The organism is Desulfonatronum zhilinae (assembly GCF_900182865.1).
Taxonomy (GTDB): domain Bacteria; phylum Desulfobacterota; class Desulfovibrionia; order Desulfovibrionales; family Desulfonatronaceae; genus Desulfonatronum; species Desulfonatronum lacustre.
In genome coordinates, this window is record NZ_FXUJ01000011.1 from 1 (window position 1) to 20,963 (window position 20,963).

At 58.3% G+C, this 20,963-nt stretch carries 20 protein-coding genes and 1 other RNA gene; 10 read left to right on the forward strand and 11 right to left on the reverse strand.

From position 1 onward, the window contains the following. Nucleotides 1-224: 224 nt before the first annotated feature. Together AC559A_RS10030 and AC559A_RS10035 are read right to left on the reverse strand one after the other, a co-directional pair. A complete protein-coding gene (locus tag AC559A_RS10030) occupies nucleotides 225-458 on the reverse strand; it encodes a ribbon-helix-helix protein, CopG family (RefSeq protein WP_211239042.1) in 234 nt (77 codons plus the stop codon). After that, complete coding sequence (locus AC559A_RS10035) at nucleotides 455-985, reverse strand: putative toxin-antitoxin system toxin component, PIN family (protein WP_498817824.1); 531 nt, start codon at nucleotides 983-985, stop codon at nucleotides 455-457. Before AC559A_RS10035 ends, AC559A_RS10030 begins: the two co-directional genes overlap by 4 nt. Before the next feature lie 207 nt (nucleotides 986-1,192). On the opposite strand from AC559A_RS10035, the gene AC559A_RS10040 reads away from it, so the two are divergent. Continuing rightward, nucleotides 1,193-1,624, forward strand: coding sequence for an Lcl C-terminal domain-containing protein (locus AC559A_RS10040; RefSeq protein WP_498817825.1), 432 nt, complete (start codon nucleotides 1,193-1,195; stop codon nucleotides 1,622-1,624). A gap of 292 nt (nucleotides 1,625-1,916) precedes the next feature. Here the strand turns inward: AC559A_RS10040 and ssrA are convergent. Beyond that, nucleotides 1,917-2,276, reverse strand: a transfer-messenger RNA (tmRNA) gene (ssrA, locus tag AC559A_RS10045). A 202-nt stretch (nucleotides 2,277-2,478) separates the two neighbouring features. Here ssrA and AC559A_RS10050 point away from each other — a divergent pair. From AC559A_RS10050 to AC559A_RS10060, 3 genes are all read left to right on the forward strand, one after another. Beyond that, nucleotides 2,479-4,737, forward strand: a complete 2,259-nt coding sequence (locus AC559A_RS10050; protein WP_498817826.1) for an SLC26A/SulP transporter family protein — start codon at nucleotides 2,479-2,481, stop codon at nucleotides 4,735-4,737. A 108-nt stretch (nucleotides 4,738-4,845) separates the two neighbouring features. Further along, nucleotides 4,846-5,742 (forward strand): DUF2156 domain-containing protein, encoded by an 897-nt coding sequence (locus AC559A_RS10055; RefSeq protein ID WP_028571931.1) that lies wholly within the window; start codon nucleotides 4,846-4,848, stop codon nucleotides 5,740-5,742. A 20-nt stretch (nucleotides 5,743-5,762) separates the two neighbouring features. Further along, complete coding sequence (locus tag AC559A_RS10060) at nucleotides 5,763-6,440, forward strand: Crp/Fnr family transcriptional regulator (protein ID WP_498817827.1); 678 nt, start codon at nucleotides 5,763-5,765, stop codon at nucleotides 6,438-6,440. A gap of 53 nt (nucleotides 6,441-6,493) precedes the next feature. On the opposite strand, the gene AC559A_RS10065 is transcribed toward AC559A_RS10060, so the two are convergent. The 3 genes from AC559A_RS10065 to AC559A_RS10075 form a co-directional block, all read right to left on the reverse strand. Then, nucleotides 6,494-7,786, reverse strand: a complete 1,293-nt coding sequence (locus AC559A_RS10065; protein WP_498817828.1) for a peptidase U32 family protein — start codon at nucleotides 7,784-7,786, stop codon at nucleotides 6,494-6,496. Nucleotides 7,787-7,901: 115 nt separating this feature from the next. Continuing rightward, nucleotides 7,902-8,762 carry a PHP domain-containing protein gene (locus AC559A_RS10070; protein WP_028571934.1) on the reverse strand — a complete coding sequence of 287 codons (861 nt, stop codon included), beginning with the start codon at nucleotides 8,760-8,762 and terminating at the stop codon, nucleotides 7,902-7,904. 120 nt (nucleotides 8,763-8,882) lie between these two features. After that, nucleotides 8,883-9,197 carry a flagellar protein FlaG gene (locus AC559A_RS10075; RefSeq protein WP_169732606.1) on the reverse strand — a complete coding sequence of 105 codons (315 nt, stop codon included), beginning with the start codon at nucleotides 9,195-9,197 and terminating at the stop codon, nucleotides 8,883-8,885. A 535-nt stretch (nucleotides 9,198-9,732) separates the two neighbouring features. Between AC559A_RS10075 and AC559A_RS10080 the strand changes: the two genes are divergently transcribed. Beyond that, nucleotides 9,733-10,680: a flagellin N-terminal helical domain-containing protein gene (locus AC559A_RS10080; RefSeq protein ID WP_498817829.1), complete on the forward strand. Its 948-nt coding sequence runs from the start codon at nucleotides 9,733-9,735 to the stop codon at nucleotides 10,678-10,680. Between the two features lie 109 nt (nucleotides 10,681-10,789). Here the strand turns inward: AC559A_RS10080 and rnc are convergent, their stop codons facing one another. Then, the gene (rnc, locus tag AC559A_RS10085) at nucleotides 10,790-11,491 is read right to left on the reverse strand and encodes a ribonuclease III (protein WP_498817830.1); all 702 of its coding nucleotides are present in this window, start codon (nucleotides 11,489-11,491) and stop codon (nucleotides 10,790-10,792) included. Between the two features lie 432 nt (nucleotides 11,492-11,923). On the opposite strand from rnc, the gene AC559A_RS10090 reads away from it, so the two are divergent. After that, entirely contained in the window at nucleotides 11,924-12,988 is a 1,065-nt protein-coding gene (locus AC559A_RS10090) for a phosphotransacetylase family protein (RefSeq protein ID WP_028571938.1), read from the forward strand. A 72-nt stretch (nucleotides 12,989-13,060) separates the two neighbouring features. Here AC559A_RS10090 and rnhA read toward each other — a convergent pair whose 3' ends face one another. From rnhA to AC559A_RS10105, 3 genes are all read right to left on the reverse strand, one after another. Then, nucleotides 13,061-13,534, reverse strand: a complete 474-nt coding sequence (gene rnhA, locus AC559A_RS10095; protein ID WP_028571939.1) for a ribonuclease HI — start codon at nucleotides 13,532-13,534, stop codon at nucleotides 13,061-13,063. Next, on the reverse strand, nucleotides 13,531-14,109 hold the full coding sequence (locus AC559A_RS10100; RefSeq protein ID WP_498817831.1) for a TPM domain-containing protein: 579 nt from the start codon (nucleotides 14,107-14,109) through the stop codon (nucleotides 13,531-13,533). The genes rnhA and AC559A_RS10100 overlap by 4 nt, the downstream gene beginning before the upstream one ends. 66 nt (nucleotides 14,110-14,175) lie before the next feature. Beyond that, nucleotides 14,176-15,543, reverse strand: a complete 1,368-nt coding sequence (locus tag AC559A_RS10105) for a phosphomannomutase/phosphoglucomutase (protein WP_035261504.1) — start codon at nucleotides 15,541-15,543, stop codon at nucleotides 14,176-14,178. A 177-nt stretch (nucleotides 15,544-15,720) separates the two neighbouring features. Here AC559A_RS10105 and hflK point away from each other — a divergent pair, with 177 nt between their 5' ends. Further along, nucleotides 15,721-16,866: an FtsH protease activity modulator HflK gene (hflK, locus tag AC559A_RS10110; RefSeq protein ID WP_051434474.1), complete on the forward strand. Its 1,146-nt coding sequence runs from the start codon at nucleotides 15,721-15,723 to the stop codon at nucleotides 16,864-16,866. Continuing rightward, on the forward strand, nucleotides 16,863-17,726 hold the full coding sequence (gene hflC / locus AC559A_RS10115; protein ID WP_028571941.1) for a protease modulator HflC: 864 nt from the start codon (nucleotides 16,863-16,865) through the stop codon (nucleotides 17,724-17,726). The genes hflK and hflC overlap by 4 nt, the downstream gene beginning before the upstream one ends. A gap of 121 nt (nucleotides 17,727-17,847) precedes the next feature. On the opposite strand, the gene AC559A_RS10120 is transcribed toward hflC, so the two are convergent. Continuing rightward, entirely contained in the window at nucleotides 17,848-18,876 is a 1,029-nt protein-coding gene (locus tag AC559A_RS10120) for a DUF21 domain-containing protein (RefSeq protein WP_498817832.1), read from the reverse strand. Nucleotides 18,877-19,076: 200 nt separating this feature from the next. Between AC559A_RS10120 and AC559A_RS10125 the strand changes: the two genes are divergently transcribed. Both AC559A_RS10125 and AC559A_RS10130 read left to right on the forward strand, forming a co-directional pair. Further along, nucleotides 19,077-20,075, forward strand: coding sequence for an amidoligase family protein (locus tag AC559A_RS10125; protein ID WP_051434475.1), 999 nt, complete (start codon nucleotides 19,077-19,079; stop codon nucleotides 20,073-20,075). Further along, on the forward strand, nucleotides 20,072-20,875 hold the full coding sequence (locus AC559A_RS10130; RefSeq protein ID WP_498817833.1) for a gamma-glutamyl-gamma-aminobutyrate hydrolase family protein: 804 nt from the start codon (nucleotides 20,072-20,074) through the stop codon (nucleotides 20,873-20,875). Before AC559A_RS10125 ends, AC559A_RS10130 begins: the two co-directional genes overlap by 4 nt. The last annotated feature ends 88 nt before the right edge of the window (nucleotides 20,876-20,963 follow it).

Consider the following 20,963-nt stretch of genomic DNA (forward strand, 5'->3'; position numbering starts at 1 on the left):
ATCTCCTGGAAAACAGGGATCGAAAACCACTCACTCCGAATACAGATAGTACCACAGGGGAGAATTGCCAATTCCACGTCCAACGTCGAAGAGCCTGCGTTTCTTGTTGGCGTCCGCGGGCATGTTCGGGGTCAGGTCTTGTAATTTAATATTTTGACAACACGAGGCGCGTTGGTGCTTGTCGGCAGGCAAGTCGCGGCGGGCGGGCCGGCGAGGCAGGCGCGCTATGCACCCGCCTGATTATCCTCGGCGTCCAGCCGCTCCAGAATCTCCAGCGCCCGGTTCACATCACCCGTCGCCGCCAAGGCCCGAAAATGGTTTTCCGTATCCCAGGCCGCCAGCGCATGCGCGCTCAACTCCTCAATCAGCTTGTTCGTGCTCAAGCCACGGCTCTTGGCAAGCGCCTTCAGGCGCTGCGCCGTATCGTCGGGCAAACGGATCGTCAATGTACTGCTCATGGCCATTCCTCCAAACATTGCGCGGGCGCCAGGATGCGCGGCGAGCCGAGGTGCAACTCGGCACAGCCAACATCCCGCATATTATGCGTAACAATCGCCTCGGCATTAGCCGCCAAGGCCAACTCGATCAGGTGATTGTCGGCCTCGTCCGGCAAGCTTGGCCGCCAGCCGTAATAAATTGTGACCCAACGGCCGCGTTGCGCCAGAGCCGCCAAAACTTCAAGACGCTCCGTCGCCGAAATTGCGTCGCCCCGCACCGGGCGATCCAGCAAAACGCGATACTCAAGCCACAGCGCGTTGCCGAACAAAGGCTCATAACGCCCCGTCAACGCACGTCGCAACACCTCACGCGAAGCGCCCCGTGCCGAACGCAAACCCGCCACGAAAACATTCGTGTCAATCACCATGGAAATCATGGTGACAGCATATATGCCATCAATTTGTATTGCAAGAAGATCGGAGAAGTTGTCACTGCCAACAAATCTTGCGCAACCAATGTTGTCGAAGCGAATTGGTGTTTTCGACAAAACATTGAAATTATATTGTTTCTATTATGGCATAAAATGTGCTAGAGATGCTTTTAAAGCAATCACAACTAAACGAATAAGGGGGGAAGTTCTGAGAAAAAATGTAGAACGAAAGGTGGTGAGTTGTTGAGAATTTTTTTATTTCGGATTTTTTGGAATACTCAAATAGTGTACGAAAAATCTATTAACCAATAAAAGGGAATTATTATGAAAACAATGTCCAGGAATATCTTTGGAACAGCGGCAGTAACGCTCACTTTCTGTCTGGCAATGCTGTTTATCGCTTCCACATCTTTTGCCGAGCAGTGCGTGGACAACGGAGATGGAACCGTGACGGACAACAATATAGGGCTTATGTGGCAACAAGGTCTATCTGCTGGTGAATGGACTCGTGCAATGCATACTGCTGATATTAAAATTGGTGGTCATTCTGACTGGAGACTGCCAAGCAAAGGAGAATTAATCAATCTTTACAATTCAGCTTGTAAATCCATGATGGTTGTAAGAAATGAAGGTTATTGGTCATCTGCGCCATATAAAAATGGTTCTGCATGGGTCGTTGATTTCAGCAATGGCAGTATGCGCCATGAAATGGCTTATAAATATCATTTTATACGATATGTTCGTAATGCACGCTAACTCATCAAATATTAATATGCTCAACATACGCATTTTTCCACGAAGACAACTGATACTCATGTAAACAAACACAATTCTCCATAAAAAAGCCTGTCGAATAACAGACAGGCTTTTTGTCATCCAAATTTCAACAAACGCAGGAACAGAAATTTTGTAATTTATTAATTTGAACTTTTGCAGCGACGCAGCACTTGGGATTTTCAACGGACTGCTAACCAGCTGGTAATTTCACGGAAAAAAGAAAACCCATCCCCCCGCATGACGCGGAGTGATGGGTTGGCTTTTGGTGAGATGGTGGAGGCGGGGGGAATCGAACCCCCGTCCGAGAACGGTCCGCCAGCGACGTCTACAGGCTTAGGACAGGTTTAAGTTCTCGCCTTGGGGAGTGCCCCTGTCCGGGCGGCCCCCGCGGCCAGTTCGTCTGTGTCTCGCTTTGACTCCCGACGAACAAAGGAATCAACGCCAGCCTGAAGTGTCGTCGCTTCTATCGGCTTACCAGGCGATGGGCCGGAGAAACGCTGGCTGTCTTAAGCAGCCAGGGCGTATTCGTGATCGTTGGCAGTTGAATGCCTGCTGCGTGTTTTACGAGGCCTCGCAGCACCTCGGCCTGCAGCCGTGGTTTCATCATCCCCGTCGAAACCAGGGCGCCCCCGAAAGGGAAACAATACTATAGTGATCGCCGTGGATTTAGCAAGGGGAAGAATGGAGACTCGAAAACCACGCCGTGATGATCCACCAGGCGCAGCCTTGCGCAATCCGTGATTCGGGCCTAATTACACGTTCATGCGGCTCTAACGAGTTTTTCAAGCCAAAGACCGCACTCCTCAGCCCACAACCTCTTTACGTCGCATCCAATGGCCAAACCATCGTTCTTACCAAGGGATATTCTAACTGACCTGGGATCGCCCAAGGCCCTGGCCGGCATCAGCATCGGGCTGGTCATCAGCCTGATGGCGATCGTGATCCAAATTTCCTTGGCCGCGATGATCTTTTCCGGCCCATTGGAATCCCACGCCCAGCGCGGCATGGGGTTGACTCTGGCCGGGGGCGCGGTGCTGCTCACGGTAACGGCCCTGTTCAGCGGTTTTCGTCCCAACGTCAACCTGCCGCAAGATGCTCCGGTGGCCATATTTACCGGAGCGGCGGCGGGGATCGCCGCCACCTTGGGCGCGGGACACACGGAAGAGGCCTTCATCACCGTGGTGGCGGCCCTGATGCTTTCCACCCTGGCCACGGCCGCCTTTTTCTTCCTGGCCGCGAAAAAAAGGCTGGCCGACTACGTTCGGTTCATCCCTTACCCGGTGGTGGCCGGCTTTCTCGCCGGGACCGGATGGCTGCTGACCAAGGGCAGCCTGGAGGTAATGACCGGAATCTCCCTGTCGTGGAATGCCCTGCCGTCCTTGTTGTCCCGAGACATCCTCCCGTTCTGGACGCCTGGGATCGTCTACGCCGGGCTGCTGTTCTTTGGCCTGCGCCGCTGGTCTCACTTTCTGATCCTCCCCGGCTCCATGGTCGTCGCCTTGGTTCTCTACCATGCGGCCCTCCCGCTCCTCGGCCTGGACATGGCCCAAGCCCGGGAACTCGGACTGTTGTTCGCGTCCTTCTCCTCGACCAATATCTGGCCTCCATTCGCCCCGATGGATCTGCAACATGTCCAGTGGGCCGCGCTTGTCCGGGAAATTCCCACCTTGGCCGTCATCCCGTTCATCGCCTTACTCGGTCTGTTGTTGAACACCGGAGGCATCGAGTTGGCCGCCCGTCGCGATCTAGACCTGAATCGGGAGCTGCTGGTCAGCAGCGGGGGCAACGCCCTGGCCGCCCTGACGGGATCCCATGCCGGGTACAGCGCGTTAAGCCTGTCCATGCTCGGTTTCAAAACCGGCGCGGATACACGCATCGTCGGACTGACCGCAGCGCTGGTCCTGACCGGGACGCTGCTCTTCGGCGGGCAGGTCCTGACCATTTTTCCCAAAGCTCTTCTGGGCGGCTTCCTGCTCCTGATCGGATTGTTCTTTATATCCGACTGGATCGTGGATACCCGAAAGCGGATGCCGCGGGCGGACTACGCCGTGGTGCTCGCCGTCTTCGCGTCCATCGGCGTTTTCGGCTACCTCCATGGCGTCTTGCTGGGCCTTTTGGCCACGGTGGCCCTGTTCACGGCAAAAATCAGCCGCATCCCGGCCATCACGGCCGACTCCACGGTCGCCCGGACCCGCAGCCGCAAGTCCCGGCCGATTCCTCACCAGCACCTGTTGAGCGTTCATGGGCACGGCGCTCGCCTGTTCAAACTCAACGGTTTTCTCTTTTTCGGCTCGGTAAACTCCTTGACCACGTCCGTCATGCAAGCATTGCACGATGACGCCACGCACTCCATTCTCGTTGATTTCCGGGATGTTTCCGGGTTCGACGTCTCCGCTGTCAACAATTTCGTCCGCTTGGCTCAACGAATGTCCTCCCGGAACGTCGCCTTCCTTCTCGCCGCCCCGCCGGACCTGTTCACGGACCTGCTCAGGCAAATCGGCGGGGAGGAACTGACCCGGTCATACAGAATCTTTCCCGACGCCAACGCGGCGTTGGAATGGTGCGAGGACGACATCATCCACTCCGCTCACGCCGCCATGACCGAACAATCGGATCAGGCCAAGCGCGACCGGGACGAACTCTTCGACACCGTGGCGGACGATCTGTTGTCTGAATTGGACCGTCAGGAACGAATCGAAAACCTGCTCGACACGATCGGCCCATACCTCGAATCTCGAAACTTCGCGCCGGGCCAAACGCTCCTCAACCAAGGCGATCTTGGTCCGGGAATGATGTTCGTGCGCCAAGGCGCGGTCCTGGAGCGAATTACGGACGCTTCGGGAAGCAGCAGCACGTTGCGGACTCTGGGACCGGGCACCTTTTTCAGCGAACCCGCCGCCTACGGCCCCTGGCGTTCTCCCCACGGCTACCAAGCCGAGTCCGCCGCACAAATCGCTCTGCTTACCCCGAAGGCGTTTCTGGAACTGGAAACAATCGCTCCCGAAGCGGCCCGGACAATCCATCGCCTGGTGGTCGCCGCTCTGGTCGCCACCCTCGGCACGGATATCCGGCCCCAGGAATGGACACCCTGACACGCGAAACCGCAACGCGCCCAACTTCGACGTTATCGCTCTTTCAGCCGACCGCTCCAAACCATAACCGCCAACATGCTCATGACGAAACAAAAACCCGAGTCCACCATGCCGCTTGAATTTCAGCAGATCACATTGCAAGCCCAGGAGCGCTACCTGGCTCTCCTGGACCGCTGTCCGCAAAAAACGTCGGACCTCAGTTTTGCCAATATTTTCGGATGGGCCGAGGAATACGGCCTGGAATGGTGGTTTGACGAAAATCTCGTCTGGCTGCGCCAACAAAACCCGGAGCCGTTGCTCTGGGCCCCCGTGGGACCCTGGAACGACGTGGACTGGGCCGCCCTCTGGCCGCGTCTGGCCAACGCCTCTTTTCATCGCGTTCCCGAGGAACTGACGGAAATATGGCGCAAGACGTTCGATGAAAAGATGATTTCGAGCGAGGCACGAGGGCAGTGGGACTATGTCTATTCCATCCCGGAACTGATTGAGCTCAAGGGCAATCGCTTTCACAAGAAAAAAAATCTGCTCCACCAGTTTCAGCGCAACTACCGAGCCGTCTACCATCCCCTGGACATGGACTGCGTGGAACGGGTGCTGGAGATGCAGTCCAACTGGTGCACCTGGAAGGAATGCGTCGATTCCGACGCTTTGGAAGCCGAAAACACGGCCATCGAGCGCGTGCTCAAGGAGTGGGACCGGATTCCGGGACTAATGGGCGGGGCTTTGGAGGTGGAAGGCGAGATCGTCGCGTATACCGTAGCCGAAGCGTTGACCGCCGACACCGTGGTCATTCACTTCGAAAAGGGCAATACGAGGTTCAAGGGCGTCTACCAGGCCATCAACAACCTGTTCCTGGCCGACGCGGCGAGCGGATTCGAATATGTCAACAGGGAGCAGGACCTGGACGACGAGGGCCTGCGCAAAGCCAAACTCTCCTACAATCCAATCCGCTTTCTGAAAAAATACGGAGTCCGCTTCGTCGGCGCGGAACAGTCGGCTTCATGAACATCAAGGGGATAAGCGCCATGCCTGACGACACCGCCTCATTGCTCAGCCAAAGCCCGGTTTTCCAAGGACTTCCCGAGAGCCAGATTCAGGCTTTGGCCAGAATTGCCGAGCCCATAACCTATCGTCCCGGTGATCTGATCTTTTCGGAAGGCGATGACGCCGCGGGCTTTTTTCTCGTCGTTTCCGGACAGGTGAAGATCTATAAAATGTCCTTCGAGGGCAAGGAGCAGGTGCTCCACTTTGTCGGACCGGGTGAAATTTTTGCCGAAGTGCCGGTCTATTCCGGCGGCGCCTACCCGGCCAACGCGGACGCTCTGCGGGAAACCCGCACGCTTTTTTTCCCGAGACGGGCCATCCGCCGCCTCCTGGCCAACGACCCGAACCTGGCCATGATCATGCTGGCCGATCTGTCCAGGCGGCTGCGACAGTTGACCAAGCTGGTGGAAAGTTTGTCCCTCAAGGAAAGTCCCGCCAGACTGGCCGCCTACCTGCTGCATGCCGGCGAGGAACTGACGCACGCGGACCAGGTGGAGTTGGACGTGACCAAAGGCCAGTTGGCCACCTTGCTGGGCACCACTCCCGAAACCCTTTCCCGGACCCTGAAAAAAATGTCGGAAACCGGATTGATCGCGGTTCAGGGCCGGACCATCAAGTTGTTGAATAAAACAGGTCTGGAGCAGATGGCCACAAGTTGATCGCGACCATTATACCTGCGTGTTGATAAAGTCCGAATCCGCAGGCTCAAACGTCATCGCGGCTGTTTTCTGGGTTGATTCTGGGTCTGGCGCAGAAAGATATCCGAACCGCATTCCGGATGCTCACAGCGCAGCACCACCCGTTGTCCGGGATGTGCCAAGCGCATCGTTTCCCCCCGCTCATTCTCCAGACCATACTCTCCGGACCGCAGCACCGGTCGGCGCAGGCCCGGCAGCACCAGTTCCACGGGGCCGGTCGCTTCCCAACGATCCAGAACCTGCGTCGTCCAGCGTCCGGGTCCATCCTGCCGTAGCAAATGTCCGACCATGGTCATGTCGCCGCCGCACTCCCAACGCTTGGCCGTCATGGCCGGAGCGCCGGGCAGGAAAAAGCCCGAATCCATGGGCCGGTGCAACGCGGCCCCGAGTTCTCGCAGGTAACGGTCCGGGCTATAACTCCCTCGGCCCAAATCCTCCAAAGCCGTACGGTACACGTCGCAGGTCAGCGCAACATACGCCGCGGAACGCATCCGGCCCTCGATCTTCAGGGCATTGACGCCGTTGCGTTGGAGCCAGGGCAAATATTTGACCAGACACAGATCACGGGGGCTGAAAAAAGCCGTGAAGTCCTCCCCCTCCAGCACTTCCCACAAGACATCTCCGGGCCGAAGCTGCTCTTCCACGGTCAAAGCCAGTGCGCGCGGCCTGTAAGCGAAACGGCAGGGCTGGGTGCAGCCGCCCTTGTTCGCCGAACGGGCGTTCAGGTGGGCGCTGAGGGAGCAGCGTCCGGACAGGGCCAGACACATGGCTCCGTGCACGAACATTTCCAGCTCCATGCCCGGTGCTCTCTCGGACACGGCCCGCCGTACACCGCGAATATCCTTCAGGGTCAGCTCCCTGGCCAGATTGACGCGCTTGGCCCCCAAATCCCGCCAGAACCCTACAGCCGCACTGTTGCCGGTATTGGCCTGGGTGCTGACGTGCAGGGGCATGTCCGGCAAAAACTTCCGGGCCAGGGCGAAAACCCCGGGGTCGGCCACGATCAGTCCGTCAACGCGGCTGTCGTGGGGCATACAGCCAAGCATTTCCAGAGTGTTCCGGACCGAATCCAGGTCGGCCTCCAGAGGAAAAGCGTTCAGACAATAATAAACCCGAACGTCTGCGATCCGGGCAAGTTCCACTGCCTGGGCCAAGACCTCTTGGCCAAAGCCTCCGGCACCGGCCCGGAGGTTCAGGGTCGGACCGCCCAGGTAAACGGCGTCCGCGCCGTAACGCAGCGCGACCTTTAGCTTGGAGAGGTTCCCCGCGGGGGCCAACAGTTCCGGACGGAACGGGGATGATGACATGGATGCTAGGAGGAAGGATTGTCAGGAAGCCGCAAGAACAATGTACCGGAAAAAGTTTCCGTGCCCAAATGCAGACGGGGTGATGACCGGACAGAGGACGGGAACTGAACGACCGCTAAACGGGCAGACCCAGCTTGACTCGGTGTTCCTTCATGGTCGCCAGCAGGGAAGCGGGGACACACAACTCGCCGAAACCAGTGCCCAGCCGAACATTCGGCTTGACCGCGCCATGGAAGTCGGAACCGCCGGTGACCAGAAAGTCCATGTCCCGCGCAATATCGAGATAAAGCCGTGTCTGATCCGGCCGGTGCAGCGTATAGATGGCCTCAATGCCGTCCAGTCCAAATTCCTTGAGCTGCTTCAACACGCCGCGCAGATCCGCCCCCTTCAGCCCGAGCAGGAACGGATGGGCCAGCACCACGGTCGCGCCCACGGATTTCAAGAGTTCGATGGCCCGGCGGGGACCAAGTTTTTCCTTGGGAACGTAGGCTTTGCCCTCGGAGCCGAGGTAGTCCTTGAAGGCGTCGCTCAGCTCTCGAACGTAGCCCTTGGCATGCATAACCTGGGCAATGTGCGGACGGCCCACGGCATCCCCGCCGGATACGGCCAGAACGTCGTCGTAGGAAATATCCATGCCCAGGGCCTTAAGCTTGGCCATGATCAGATGGTTGCGCTCATGCCGACGGTCCCGCAAAAAGCGCAACGTCTCGCTCAGCTTGCTGGGTCCGACGGGGATCCAGTAGCCCAGGATATGCATGTTGCCGTTCTGGGAAACCACGCTCAACTCGCACCCGGGAATAAATTCCACTCCCACGGCTTCGGCCGCGGCGGCGGCCTCCTTGAGACCGCCGGTGGTGTCGTGGTCGGTCAGGGCAATGGCTTCCAGATCAGCGTTCTTTGCCGCCTGAATCAATTCCGTGGGCGACAGGGTGCCGTCCGAGGCCGTTGAATGAGTATGCAGGTCGATTCCGGGCATGGATTTTTCCTTATCCTATTCCCGGAGTCCCTACAAGGAAGAACCGTCCAGTCCGAAAGGTCGAAGCAACACGAAATCGACGTTCGAGCCTTCACCGGCACCAAGTTTCAAATGGACGCCCTAAAGCGATCTGTCCACGATCAAGCCGGCCATTTCCTCAATGGACTCGGCCAGCCGAATAATTTCATCCGGAGGAAAACGCCGCAGGACTTCCTTGGTTTTCGGATCAAACACCTCCACCTGAAGCCGCTCGCTCTTGTCCGCGACCTTCAGGCGAACATTCAGTCCGGTTCCCTTCAGATGCTCTTCAGCCACATCCATGGCCTCCATCAAGGCGCTTCTTCCTTTCCGGCGAGCATCATCGCCCTTCTGCTCATCGCGACCCTTGTCATGGTTGAGTGCGCCGAGCTTGTCGCTTTCAGGCACGTTCAACACATGTGCAACGCCAAGGTCGCCCGGCACATATGACCGAGTCTCAAGAGTATTATCCACACGCATGGCTGTATCCTCACATTATATCCTCAAAGGTCGGAAAGAGGCTGTCCAGTCAACCGGGGCGCCAAAAACACCATCTTCCCTTTACCTTTCTTATCGGCCATTGCCCGAAAATCTTTAGCGGGCTCTCGACAAGACTCAAAAGCGACATGGGATCAAGAGAGTTCTTCCCGGCATGCAAGATTTTCAGCCTATTGTCATGACAATGACACGGGAAGACCCCTAGGAAGTGATAACCGCCGGAAGCACAAAAAACAACCTAACAATCTAAAATAAAACAGTAAAAATTACAACTCCCACCTTTATCATGAGCGCTGGCAAGAAAAACAAACCGTTAGCGCAAACATGTCGCAAGAAGAGCTCTTAGCTCACAACATAAAAATATAACACTCAGAAAAAAAACAACTAAACATAGTTGGCACTCCCCTTGCTAAAAGCTAGACATCACGATGTCACCCTTTTAGGAGGTTCAGCTATGTCTCTGACAATCAACAACAATTTAATGGCACAGAACGCCGCCAGGAATCTGTCCGCAGCCTACGGCAGACTCGGGACGTCCACGGAGCGGCTTTCTTCGGGATTGCGCATCAACAGCGCCGCGGACGACGCCGCCGGGCTGGCCATCCGTGAACTGATGCGAGCGGAGATTTCCTCCATGCGCCAAGGCATTCGCAACGCCAACGACGCCATTTCCATGATCCAGACCGCGGACGGCGCCCTGGCCGTCATCGACGAGAAGCTGATCAGGATGAAGGAACTGGCCACCCAGGCGGCCACCGGCACCTACAACTCCGACCAGCGTCTGATCATCGACTCGGAATATCAGGCCATGGCCTCGGAAATCACCCGAATCGCCAATGCCACGAAGTTCAATGGAATTTATCTGTTGAACGGCAATCTTTCCACAGGCTCCGGAAACCCGGCGGAGTGGGGTGACACCCATAACGGACGAGGACTCATTTCCAGTGGTCCTTTGAAAATCCACTTCGGGCCATCCAACAACAGCGCCGAGGACTACTACTACATTGCCATCGGTAATTCCACGGCATCAGCTCTCGGGGTCGGCAATGCGGCAAACCGAGATTTTCAAAGCTCTTCCACCCTTGAAGGAAGGGCTGGATACTCCATCTCCACCCAAGAAGGAGCTCAGCTTGCCCTGGACGCCCTGGAAAACGCCATCCTTTCCAAGGACAATATTCGCGCCAGTCTTGGTGCCTTGCAGAATCGCCTGGCCAACACCATCACCAACCTGTCCATCCAGGCCGAAAACCTGCAGGCCGCGGAATCCCGGATTTCCGACGCGGACGTGGCCCTGGAGATGACCGAGTTCGTCCGCAATCAGATCATCACCCAGGCGGCGGTGGCCATGCTGGCCCAGGCCAACTCCCTGCCTCGGATGGCCATGCAGCTCATCAGCGGCTAACCACGAGCAACCGCTTGAGCCGCATCGGCGAATTGGAATCCCTTGACATCGCTGACCTCCTGAAAAACTTCAGCCCCCGAGACGTGCGTCTCGGGGGCTGAAGTGACGCTCATGACACGGGGTCACCTTGTTTGAGGAATACCATGGCTTGGCGGGCGGCATTCTGCTCGGCCTTTTTGACGCTGCTGCCCGAATCCCGAAACTCCTCGCCAGTGGGCAATTTAAGCAGGATATGAAACGTTCGCTCGTGCTCCGGCCCTGAACTTCCCTCCAAAACATATACCGGACGGTCCCGGCAATGTTGCTGGGTCAACTCCTGGAGCTTTGTCTTGTGATCCTTTTCCACGGGCAATTCCATCTGCCTGGGCCACAGTCCGACGAACCGCTCCAGAGCCCACTGCTTGGCCACCGCATATCCCCCATCCAGAAAAATCGCTCCAAGAAGCGCCTCAAAGGCGTCGCTGAGCAGCGATTGACGCTGTCGCCCTCCCTGGTTCTCTTCACCACGCCCCAGCAAAAGGACTCGGTCGATCTTCAGCTTCCGGCTCAACCCCGCTAAAACACCTTCATTCACCAGCATGGCCCGGAACGTAGTCAACTGGCCCTCGTTGGCCTCCGGATAGCGAACATACAATTCCTCGGTAATGCACAGCTCCAGAACCGCGTCCCCCAGAAACTCCAGACGCTCGTTGCTCTGGCCTCTTCCGGGCGACTCGTTTGCATAAGAACTGTGCGTCAGGGCCTCGTTCAATAATTTGACATCACCAAACGCATACCGAATACGCGCCTGCACCTGCTCAATGTCATCCATTTTCACCTCTCAGTCGTGAATGAAAAATGTCGCAATCCCAACCGTCTCTTTCCATCAACGCACCCGACCTCCTTTGCCCCCCTTTTCAGCGTTCAGCTCAGAGCCTGTCTTCCGCCTTCTGACTCCTGACTCCTGACTCCTGACTCCTGACTCCTGACTCCCGCTATCAAGGAAAAAAATGCCCGGTCAAGAGCTTCGAACCGCGTCACCCTCTTGCACCTCAAGCCCGCTCATTGAGCCTTTCAAAACCTTTCGTCGAGAAGAACGCGCCTTTTATCTAGGTTGAAGGAGACTTTCTCGAAAAATATTGCGATTGCTCGTGGGCAGGCGTAGTGTACGCCTTCTTCGCCGAACATCTAAAAACATCTTTCGGCATTTCACGCTAGGCATCATCTTCCTACACGATTACGAACGTACGCAAGGAGGCATCCTATGGTCGGTATTTATGTGGGCTCGACGTCAGGCTATTCAGGAAAAAACCTGATAGCCATGGGGCTTGGTCTCAAATTTCAAAAAGACGGCCTGAACGTCGGCTACATCAAGCCTGTGGGCGCCGTACCCGTGGAAAAAGACGGCAAAATGGGAGACGAAGACGCGTTCTTTGTTCAGGACGTGCTGGGACTGAAGGAAGACCCCGAAGTCGTCACCCCCGTACTGGTCACCGAGGAGTTCAAGACCAAGGCCTTCGGCGGCCTGACCCACGACCTGATGGGCGACATCAAACGCAGCTACGAAGCCGTCAGCAAGGGCAAGGACGTAACCATCGTCGCCGGCTCCGGGAGCATGTATTCCGGCAAATACTGCAACGTGGACGCCGTGGAAGTCGTACGCACCCTGGGCATCAAATCCATCGTCATCGACCGCTGCTCCAAGGAACTGAACTACGACTACCTGGTGGTGCTCAAGGACGCCCTGGGCGATCAATTTATCGGAACGATTCTCAACGACATTCCCGCGGACTACATGGACGAGGTCAAAAACCGGCTGACGCCTTTCCTGGAGCGCAGCGGAGTGAAGGTCCTCGGCATTTTGCCCCGGGATCCGCTGCTCGGCGCGGTCCAGGTGGGCGAACTGGCCCAACGGCTCGGTGGACGAGTGGTCACGGCCAAGGACAAGGCCGACCGCGTCGTGGAGAATTTCCTGATCGGCAGTATGCAGGTCGAAAACTTCATGACCCACTTCCGCAAGAACAAAAACACCGCCATCATCATGGGCGGCGACCGCTCCGACGTTCAGTTGGTGGCCCTGGAAGGGGAATGCCCGTGTCTGATCCTGACCGGAAACATCTATCCCAACGATATCATCCTGACCCGGGCCGAGGTCAAGGGAATCCCGATCATCATCGTCCGCGACGACACCTTCACCATGTCCAAGAAGATGGACGCCATTCTCTCCCGCCTGAAACTGCGCGACTTGGTCAAGATCCAGCAAGGCGCCCAGGTGGTCAGCAACAACGTGGACATCCCCTACATCAAGGAACAACTCGGATTGAAATAGTTTTCCGAACCGAATCACGCAAAAAAGGCGTCCCGAACCGGGACGCCTTTTTTGTTGCCCAGCGCCGCGACGCTATCGTACGTACCCGGCGTCCTTGGACAGATTTTTCCCTTGCGCGGCGGCACTGGCCAGTCTATCGCAACACTCGTTTTCCGGGTTTCCAGAATGGCCGCGAACCCAGTGAAAACTTACGTCATGCGTCTGAAGCAAGGCATCCATACGCAGCCAAAGGTCCTGGTTCTTGACCGCCTTCTTGTCCGCGGTCCGCCAGCCGTTGCGTTTCCACTTGGCCAACCACCCTTTTTCAACGGCGTCATGAATGTATTTGGAATCCGTATAGAGTTCCACCACCGACCGGTCCCGCAGAAGGCTCAAGGCCTCAATCACGGCCAGCATCTCCATCCGGTTGTTGGTGGTCAATCCGTAGCCGCCCGACAACTCCCGGCGTTCCCGGTCAGCGAGCACCACCGCGCCCCATCCTCCCGGTCCGGGATTTCCCAGGCACGCGCCGTCGGTATATATTCTCGTCACTTTATCCTCACTCATTGAAGGGTCTCGTCGCGCACGACGCCCCGGTACGAACCGCTCCCCTGAGGGCGATCGTCCGCGCCATGATGATATTCGCCCAATTCGTCCTCCGGGCTGTTCAGGGCGTTCCAAATCAAGCTCAGCGCCTCTCCCAGCCCGCGTTGCCAATTGCCGCTCGCCCAGTATGGGACGAAATGCTCCTCGCGCAAGTACCTGGTAAACCCCTGCCCCAGAGCTCGTTCCACAATGGGCGGCAAGACCACCTGAAAGGTCTCGCCTTCGGGATCAAGGCCGATATGGATGGTCTTGGCGTCCACCGACGGCGGCGTCAACCCGTCCGCGGACACCACCAGCCGCAAATCCAGCCCGAATGACGATTTCAGGGCCCGAGACAAATCGCGAACGGATTGTTTTTGCGCATCGGTCAGCATGCCGCCGTGATCCACGACCACTTGATGTGCATCCAGCATCTCAATGGTGCGCTGGTTGTGGTTCCAGAACAGCCAGATCACGCCCATGAACACGAAGATCATGCCTAAAGCCCGCAACAGCCCCTCCCAGGGCGCGGCATTTCGTTTTACTCCGAACGGCATCTCAGGACCTCGCGGCTGAAATCTTGAAGTTCAAGAAGCAGTGAACCCAAGCGGCTCACGCTGGCCTCACCCGCCCAACTCGGCGATCCATCGCTCCAGGGGCTCTTCCACCAGAGCGCGGATTTCCTTCAAGCGAGCCTCGGATTCAGCCTCGAAACGCAAGACCAGGATGGGTTGGGTGTTGGAAGCGCGCAGCAGCCCCCAGCCGTCGGGAAATACGATGCGCGCGCCGTCCACGTCCACCACGTCGAAACGATCCCGGAAAAAGGCCTGGGCCCGCTCCACGATTTGAAACTTGATTTCTTCGGGACAATCCATACGGATTTCAGGAGTGGAGAAGATGGGCGGCCATTCATCGAGATAGGTGCTCAGCGGCTTGGCCGGATTTTGGCCGATGATCTCCACCAGACGCATCGCGGCGTACAACGCGTCGTCGAACCCGTAATATCTGTCCGCGAAAAACATATGCCCGCTCATCTCTCCGGCCAGAGCCGCCCCGGTTTCCTGCATCTTGGCTTTGATCAGAGAATGGCCGGTCTGTCCCATAATCGGCTTGCCGCCATGATCGGCGATGTCCTGAAACATCAGGTGCGAGCATTTTACCTCGCCGATCACGGTAGCCCCGGGCCGATCCTGGAGCACGTGACGGGCAAAGACGGCCAGGAGACGGTCGCCGTAAATCATCCGGCCCTGTTCGTCCAAGGCCCCGATCCGGTCCGCGTCACCGTCCAGCCCGATGCCCGCCTGGGCCCCGACTTCCAGAACCTTGGCCCTGAGATCATCGTTGTTTTCGTCACGGGTCGGGTCCGGATGATGATTCGGAAAATTCCCGTCCGGCTCGCAGTACAATTCCACCACGTCCGCGCCGATCCGGCGCAGCAGTTCGGCGCAAATCTCCCCACCGGCCCCGTTGCCTCCGTCCACGACGACCCGGACCGGGGCTGGGAGTTGGACCTGGGCGGAAAGTTCCTCCAGGTACGCCGGAACCACATCATGCTCGGAAGCGATCCCCTGCCCGGAGCTGAACTCGCCGCGAGCCATGATTTCATAAACTTCCCGGACATCCTCGGAATGAATCGTTCCCGCTCCGGACCAGACTTTGAACCCGTTGAATTCAGGCGGATTATGGCTGGCCGTGATCATCACCCCTGCCTGGCGGTTGAACTTCTTTACCGCGTAGTAAAACAGCGGCGTGGGAACCATGTTGATAAACAGCACGTCCACGCCCGTAGACAGGAGTCCTTTAATCATCGCGGTTTGATAACCGGGAGAGCTGTGTCGGCAATCGTGACCGACAACGGCCTGATGCTGGCCTCTCCTGAGGAAAAACGTCCCGCACGCCTTTCCCAACACTTCCACCCACGCCTCGTCGAAATCACGATCCACGACACCACGGATGTCGTAGGCTCGAAATATTTCCCGTTTGATCAGCATCACCTCAGCTCCTCGGAAAAGTTCAATGGTTCACGGTTCAACGGATTACTGCCGGAGCAAATGACCTTTAGGCGGATTTTCGCTTCAAGCCAAGTCCGGACAGCCTGAGCCTTTGACCACTTGGTCCTCAAAAACCTCGCCTTGACCTCAAATCAGGGTTGCTTTAGGTTGACAACCATGAACTGGGACTGGGACAAACTCCAAGACAAACGGAAAAGGAACGGGCCTCCCGGGGCCCCGGATCTCGCGCAACTCAACGAGCAGTTGAACAAGCTGAAGAACATCAAGCTGCCCGGTGGCGGCAAGATCGTCGTGTTAGTGCTTCTTCTGCTGTGGCTTGCCTCGGGGATCTACATCGTCAATCCCGACGAAGTGGGTGTCGTCCAACGATTCGGTGCCTATAACCGCATAACCGATCCAGGGCCGCACTTCCGCATCCCCTTCCCCTTCGAGTCCGTGCAGACTCCCAAGGTGACGCAGGTCCGGCGCTTTGAAATCGGCTACCGCACCATTCAGGCTCCTTCGGCAATGGGCGGGGAGCCTCAGTACCGGATCGTCCCGGAAGAGTCGCACATGCTCACCGGTGATGAAAACATCGTGGACGTTCAATTCATCGTCCAATATCAACTCAATGATCCGGTCAAATTCCTGTTCAATATCCAAATGCCCGACGCATCGGTGAAAAGCGCCGCGGAGGCGGCCATGCGCGAGGTCATCGGCTACAATAAGCTGGATGCCGCCCTGACTGACGGCAAACCGGCCATTCAGGACGAAACTCGGGCTTTGATGCAAAATATCATGGACCGCTACGAGTCCGGAATCCAGATATTAGCCGTCCAGCTCCAGGACGTCCAACCGCCGGAACCGGTCATCGATTCCTTCCGCGACGTTGTCCGCGCCAGGGAAGACGCCGTCCGCATCCAGAACCAGGCCGAAGCCTACCGCAACGACATCGTCCCTCGTGCCCGAGGTGAAGCCGCCGTGATCATCAACCAGGCTGAAGCCCACAAGGAAGCCGTGGTTCGACGGGCGGAAGGTGAGGCCCAACGCTTCCTGTCCATGCTCGCGGAATACAATCAAGCCCCGGATGTCACCAGGACCCGACTCTATCTCGAAACCATGGAAGAGGTTTTAAGCAATCCCGAACTTATGAAGACCTTCATCTCGGACAACGCGCTGAGCCAAGTACTTCCTTACCTACCGCTCGGCGCCATGACCCCCGGGGCGCAACGGCTTGACGCTCCGGAAGCCGCCTCGCAACAGGCCAGACAACCGGCCCAAGCCGGAACCGCGCCGTCCGTACGAGGAGGTCGAGCACAATGAAAACTCCCACATTGACCCTTCCGGTGATTTTGGTCGCCCTGTTCATCGGCTTTCTGGTGGTCACACAAAGTGCTTACATCGTAGACGAAACGGAACGGGCTATCGTGCTCCAGCTTGGAAAGCCCGTGAGTGAGACCAAGGAACCAGGGCTGCACTTCAAACTGCCCTTTGTCCAAAACGTCCTTTTCTTCGACTCCCGAATCCTGGATTATGATTCCCGCCCGGCGGAAATCCTGACCAGGGACAAAAAGAACATGATGGTGGACAACTACACCAAGTGGCGGATCATCGATCCCTTGCGATTCTACACCACCCTGCGCACCCTGCCCATGGGCCAGGCCCGGCTGGATGACGTCGTCTACGCCGAACTGCGTGTCCTGCTCGGTCAGCACACCCTGACCGAGGTGGTCACCACCAAACGTTCTCAGATCATGGAAGAGCTGACCATCAAGAGCAACGAGTTGATCCAGGAATATGGTATTGAGGTCATTGACGTGCGGATCAAGCGCACGGACCTGCCGGCGGAAACCCAACGGGCGGTGTTCAACCGAATGATCGCCGAACGCGAACGAGAGGCCAAGACCTACCGCGCCGAGGGCGAGGAAACCGCGGCCAACATCCGCTCTCTGGCCGACCGGGAGCGGGTCGTCCTTATTGCCCAGGCCAACCGTACTTCCCAGCACCTTCGTGGTGAAGGCGACGCCCAAGCCATCAAGGTTTTCGGGGAAGCCCTGAATCAGGCCCCTGATTTCTACGAGTACCTGCGCACCCTGGAAGCCTATAAAAAGACCATAGGTGAAAACACCCAGGTCATCCTGACGCCTTCCAGCCCCTTCTTGCGATTGCTCCAGGAAAACTAAAGAATAGCCGCACCGAAAGCGTACGAAGTTGATAAAAGAATGCGGGGTGTTTCATCCCCGCATTTTTTTTGCGCCGGAGACCGAACGCTTCCCGCGGTACCGCCCCCTGTACCCGCGTCTTTTACCCTTGCACCACCTTCGACTCCTCCCGGACGATCCCCCGCAGCAGCCGACCGAGAATGTCCGAGCCGGTGATCACGTGCTTTTCCTCGCCCCAATAGAGGATGATGTCGTTGTCGATTACGTCGTCGTCCGTTCGTTCCGGCAGGACCTTCAGGCGTGGAATCACGGCCCCCAGGCTGGTCATGGGGTCGCGGACGATGATCGGCCGGTGGCAGTGGGCCATGGGGTTGAAATTGTCCGGATCGAAAAAGGCCTCCCGCAAAAAGGAGGCCACGTTCACGGCGTAGCGCGGCTCTCCCTCCTGGTCCACGAGGATCACCCAGGTTTTTCCGGAGCTTTGCACGAGATTGAGAAACGGGTCCGTGCTGGACGGCCTGATAAGGGGAAAGACGGGTCTGTCCTGCTCGAACTTCATGGTCAGGATGCTTCGCGGGTCCGCGCTCTCGCCCTCCGCGGCCACGGGCAGGTCGTCCAGGGCCAGGAAGTTCAGGCTGCCCTTGCCCTCCACCTTGTCGATCTCCGTGGAAGGCGACTCCATATGCATTTTGATCAGTTCCCGCAGGTCCCGTTCCCGAAAGAAACCGATCCCCTCGGGGCCCAGCCATTTGTCCAGAAGCACGGCCGTGGGCTTGGTCACTGGGTAGAGGACGATCTGGTAAATCCGGATCACCGGGGCCAGCAGGGCCCCCATCCGCAGCGCGTTCCGGGAAAAATAGGCCTGGGGCATGATCTCCCCGCAAATGGTGATCAGCACGGTGGAAAACAAAAACGCGGCCACTCCGGCGAGCACGGACCCGGACAGCAGGGCTAACAGGACGTTCACTCCCACGTTGGACCAGAGGATGGTCACCAACAGCAAGTTGGCGTCCCGACGCAGGGTCAGCACCCGCCGGGCATGCACGTTGCCCCGGGAGGACTCCATCTCCAGATGAAGCTTGCTCACGGAAAAATAGGCCAGATTCAGCCCGGAGAGCATGGCCGACTGGGTCAGACAAATCAGGATTCCAATCCATATGAAGGTGGTCATGAGGGCGGGGGATGATGATGACGGCAAAGTTGCCGATGGCGCAGCCGTTGTCGAAAAACGTGGGCGTCGTTGCCGAGCCTCGATTTTGACTTGCCCGGCCCGCGCCGTTACGCTCGGATCCGTCTACACGCTTTCACACGGGTCTTCCAGGGCCTGCCACCCCGGCCAAACGCCATTCCCGACAACACACCGGAGCGCATATGCCTCGACTCATCCTGCCCGACCAGACACGCACCCCTGATGGAGAGGTCCGTCGCGTGGGCGTGGAGATGGAAATGGCCGGACTGGAGCTGCCGGTCATGGCCCAGGCGGTCAAGGACCTGTTCGGCGGCCACATTGATTCCAAAAGTCCTTTTGAAATCCACGTCCTGGAGACGCGCCACGGAACGTTCGCCGTGGAACTGGACGCCAGCCTGCTCAAGAATCACGAATACCGCCCCTATCTGGCCCAGGTCGGCATCGACCTGGACGCCATGGACGACCAACGGGCCTTCGACGCCATACTGGCTCGCCTGGCGGCCAACGTCGTGCCCAGCGAAGTGGTGGCCCCGCCGATTCCGATCACGGCCCTGGAGGACATGGACGCCTTGCGGGACAGGCTGCGCCGGGACGGAGCCAAAGGCACCCGCGCGGCCCTGGTCTACGCCTTCGGTGCCCAGTTCAACGTGGAGGTCGCAGATCTGGACGCGGCTTACCTGCGGGACGTCCTGCGCGCCTACGTGCTGCTCCACGACCGACTGACCGAGCGAGGCGTCGTGGACGTCTCCCGCAAGATCTCGCCGTACATCCGCGCCTTCCCCGGCGGATACGTCCGGCTGCTTCTGGACGAGGCGTACACGCCGGACCTCACGGGCCTGATCCGCGACTACCTCCTGCACAACCCCACCCGCAACCGCCCCCTGGACATGCTCCCGCTGTTCGCGCACCTGGAACGGGATATGGTCATGAGGGCGCCGGTGGAGACCCACCTGATCAAGCCCAGGCCCACGTTCCACTACCGTCTGCCCAACTCCCAGATCGACGAACCGGACTGGTCCCTGGCCAAGCCGTGGAACGACTGGATCATGGTGGAAAAACTGGCCGCGGACAAGGACCGCTTGCGGGAGCACGCCCGGGCCTACCTGGAAAAACCCGGAGAAGTCGTGGGCCGGATGGTGGACGAATGGATGGAAATGCTGGGAACGTGGCTGAAGCGATGAATTGGAAAAGGCCGGTGATCGGCGTCACCGGGCCGGACCACGGCGGCCTGGCCGCCTGGTGGTTCACCCGCTTGGCGGTTTGGCGGGCCGGAGGCCGCGCGGTGCGGATCACGCCCCAGCGCCCCCGCCACGTTCAGGAACTGGACGGCCTGATCATCGGCGGCGGCGCGGACGTGGCACCGGATTTATATGGCGCGGAGCCGACGAGGCCTCCCGAAATAATGGCCGAGGAAATCACTCGGGGAGAAACGGGCTGGTTTCGACGCGGCCTGGCCTTGCTGGCCTTTCCCCTGATGCTCCTGATCCGGAGAATCCTGACCACCCGCAACCCCGGCCGGAACACGGACCGCGACGAACCGGAGCAGAACCTGCTCCGCGCGGCCCTGGAACGCGACCTGCCCATCCTGGGCATCTGCCGCGGCGCGCAGCTGATCAACGTGACCCTGGGCGGCACCCTGCACCAGCACCTGACCGGCTTTTACCAGGAATCCCCCAACATCCGCAGCCTGCTGCCCCGCAAGACCATTCATGTTGAGCCGGACTCCCGCCTGGCCGGCATCCTCGGCTGCGCGACCTGCGGCATCAACGCGCTGCACGACCAGGCCGTGGACCAACTCGGCCAGACCGTGCGCGTCACGGCCCGGGAGCCCAACGGCGTGATCCAGGCCGTGGAAGCCACGAGCAAAACCTTCGTCCTCGGTGTCCAATGGCACCCCGAATACCTCCCCCACCACCGCCGCCAACAACGCCTGTTCCGCGCCCTGGTCCAGACTGCTCGAGAACCACGCCGCTCAGTCTGAAAGGCGACGACCGCTTTCCGAAAAAGAACGTGTCATGTACCAGCAGGGGCACGACTTTCCGCATTTGCAAGAACCGGACAATGGGCTT

Excerpts from the sequence above, each read along its gene's own strand:
- AC559A_RS10030 (WP_211239042.1), bottom strand. The coding sequence starts at position 458 with ATGAGCAGTACATTGACGATCCGTTTGCCCGACGATACGGCGCAGCGC.
- AC559A_RS10040 (WP_498817825.1), top strand. The coding sequence starts at position 1,193 with ATGAAAACAATGTCCAGGAATATCTTTGGAACAGCGGCAGTAACGCTC.
- AC559A_RS10050 (WP_498817826.1), top strand. The coding sequence starts at position 2,479 with ATGGCCAAACCATCGTTCTTACCAAGGGATATTCTAACTGACCTGGGA.
- AC559A_RS10055 (WP_028571931.1), top strand. The coding sequence starts at position 4,846 with ATGCCGCTTGAATTTCAGCAGATCACATTGCAAGCCCAGGAGCGCTAC.
- AC559A_RS10060 (WP_498817827.1), top strand. The coding sequence starts at position 5,763 with ATGCCTGACGACACCGCCTCATTGCTCAGCCAAAGCCCGGTTTTCCAA.
- AC559A_RS10065 (WP_498817828.1), bottom strand. The coding sequence starts at position 7,786 with ATGTCATCATCCCCGTTCCGTCCGGAACTGTTGGCCCCCGCGGGGAAC.
- AC559A_RS10070 (WP_028571934.1), bottom strand. The coding sequence starts at position 8,762 with ATGCCCGGAATCGACCTGCATACTCATTCAACGGCCTCGGACGGCACC.
- AC559A_RS10080 (WP_498817829.1), top strand. The coding sequence starts at position 9,733 with ATGTCTCTGACAATCAACAACAATTTAATGGCACAGAACGCCGCCAGG.
- rnc (WP_498817830.1), bottom strand. The coding sequence starts at position 11,491 with ATGGATGACATTGAGCAGGTGCAGGCGCGTATTCGGTATGCGTTTGGT.
- AC559A_RS10090 (WP_028571938.1), top strand. The coding sequence starts at position 11,924 with ATGGTCGGTATTTATGTGGGCTCGACGTCAGGCTATTCAGGAAAAAAC.
- rnhA (WP_028571939.1), bottom strand. The coding sequence starts at position 13,534 with ATGAGTGAGGATAAAGTGACGAGAATATATACCGACGGCGCGTGCCTG.
- AC559A_RS10100 (WP_498817831.1), bottom strand. The coding sequence starts at position 14,109 with ATGCCGTTCGGAGTAAAACGAAATGCCGCGCCCTGGGAGGGGCTGTTG.
- AC559A_RS10105 (WP_035261504.1), bottom strand. The coding sequence starts at position 15,543 with ATGCTGATCAAACGGGAAATATTTCGAGCCTACGACATCCGTGGTGTC.
- hflK (WP_051434474.1), top strand. The coding sequence starts at position 15,721 with ATGAACTGGGACTGGGACAAACTCCAAGACAAACGGAAAAGGAACGGG.
- hflC (WP_028571941.1), top strand. The coding sequence starts at position 16,863 with ATGAAAACTCCCACATTGACCCTTCCGGTGATTTTGGTCGCCCTGTTC.
- AC559A_RS10120 (WP_498817832.1), bottom strand. The coding sequence starts at position 18,876 with ATGACCACCTTCATATGGATTGGAATCCTGATTTGTCTGACCCAGTCG.
- AC559A_RS10125 (WP_051434475.1), top strand. The coding sequence starts at position 19,077 with ATGCCTCGACTCATCCTGCCCGACCAGACACGCACCCCTGATGGAGAG.
- AC559A_RS10130 (WP_498817833.1), top strand. The coding sequence starts at position 20,072 with ATGAATTGGAAAAGGCCGGTGATCGGCGTCACCGGGCCGGACCACGGC.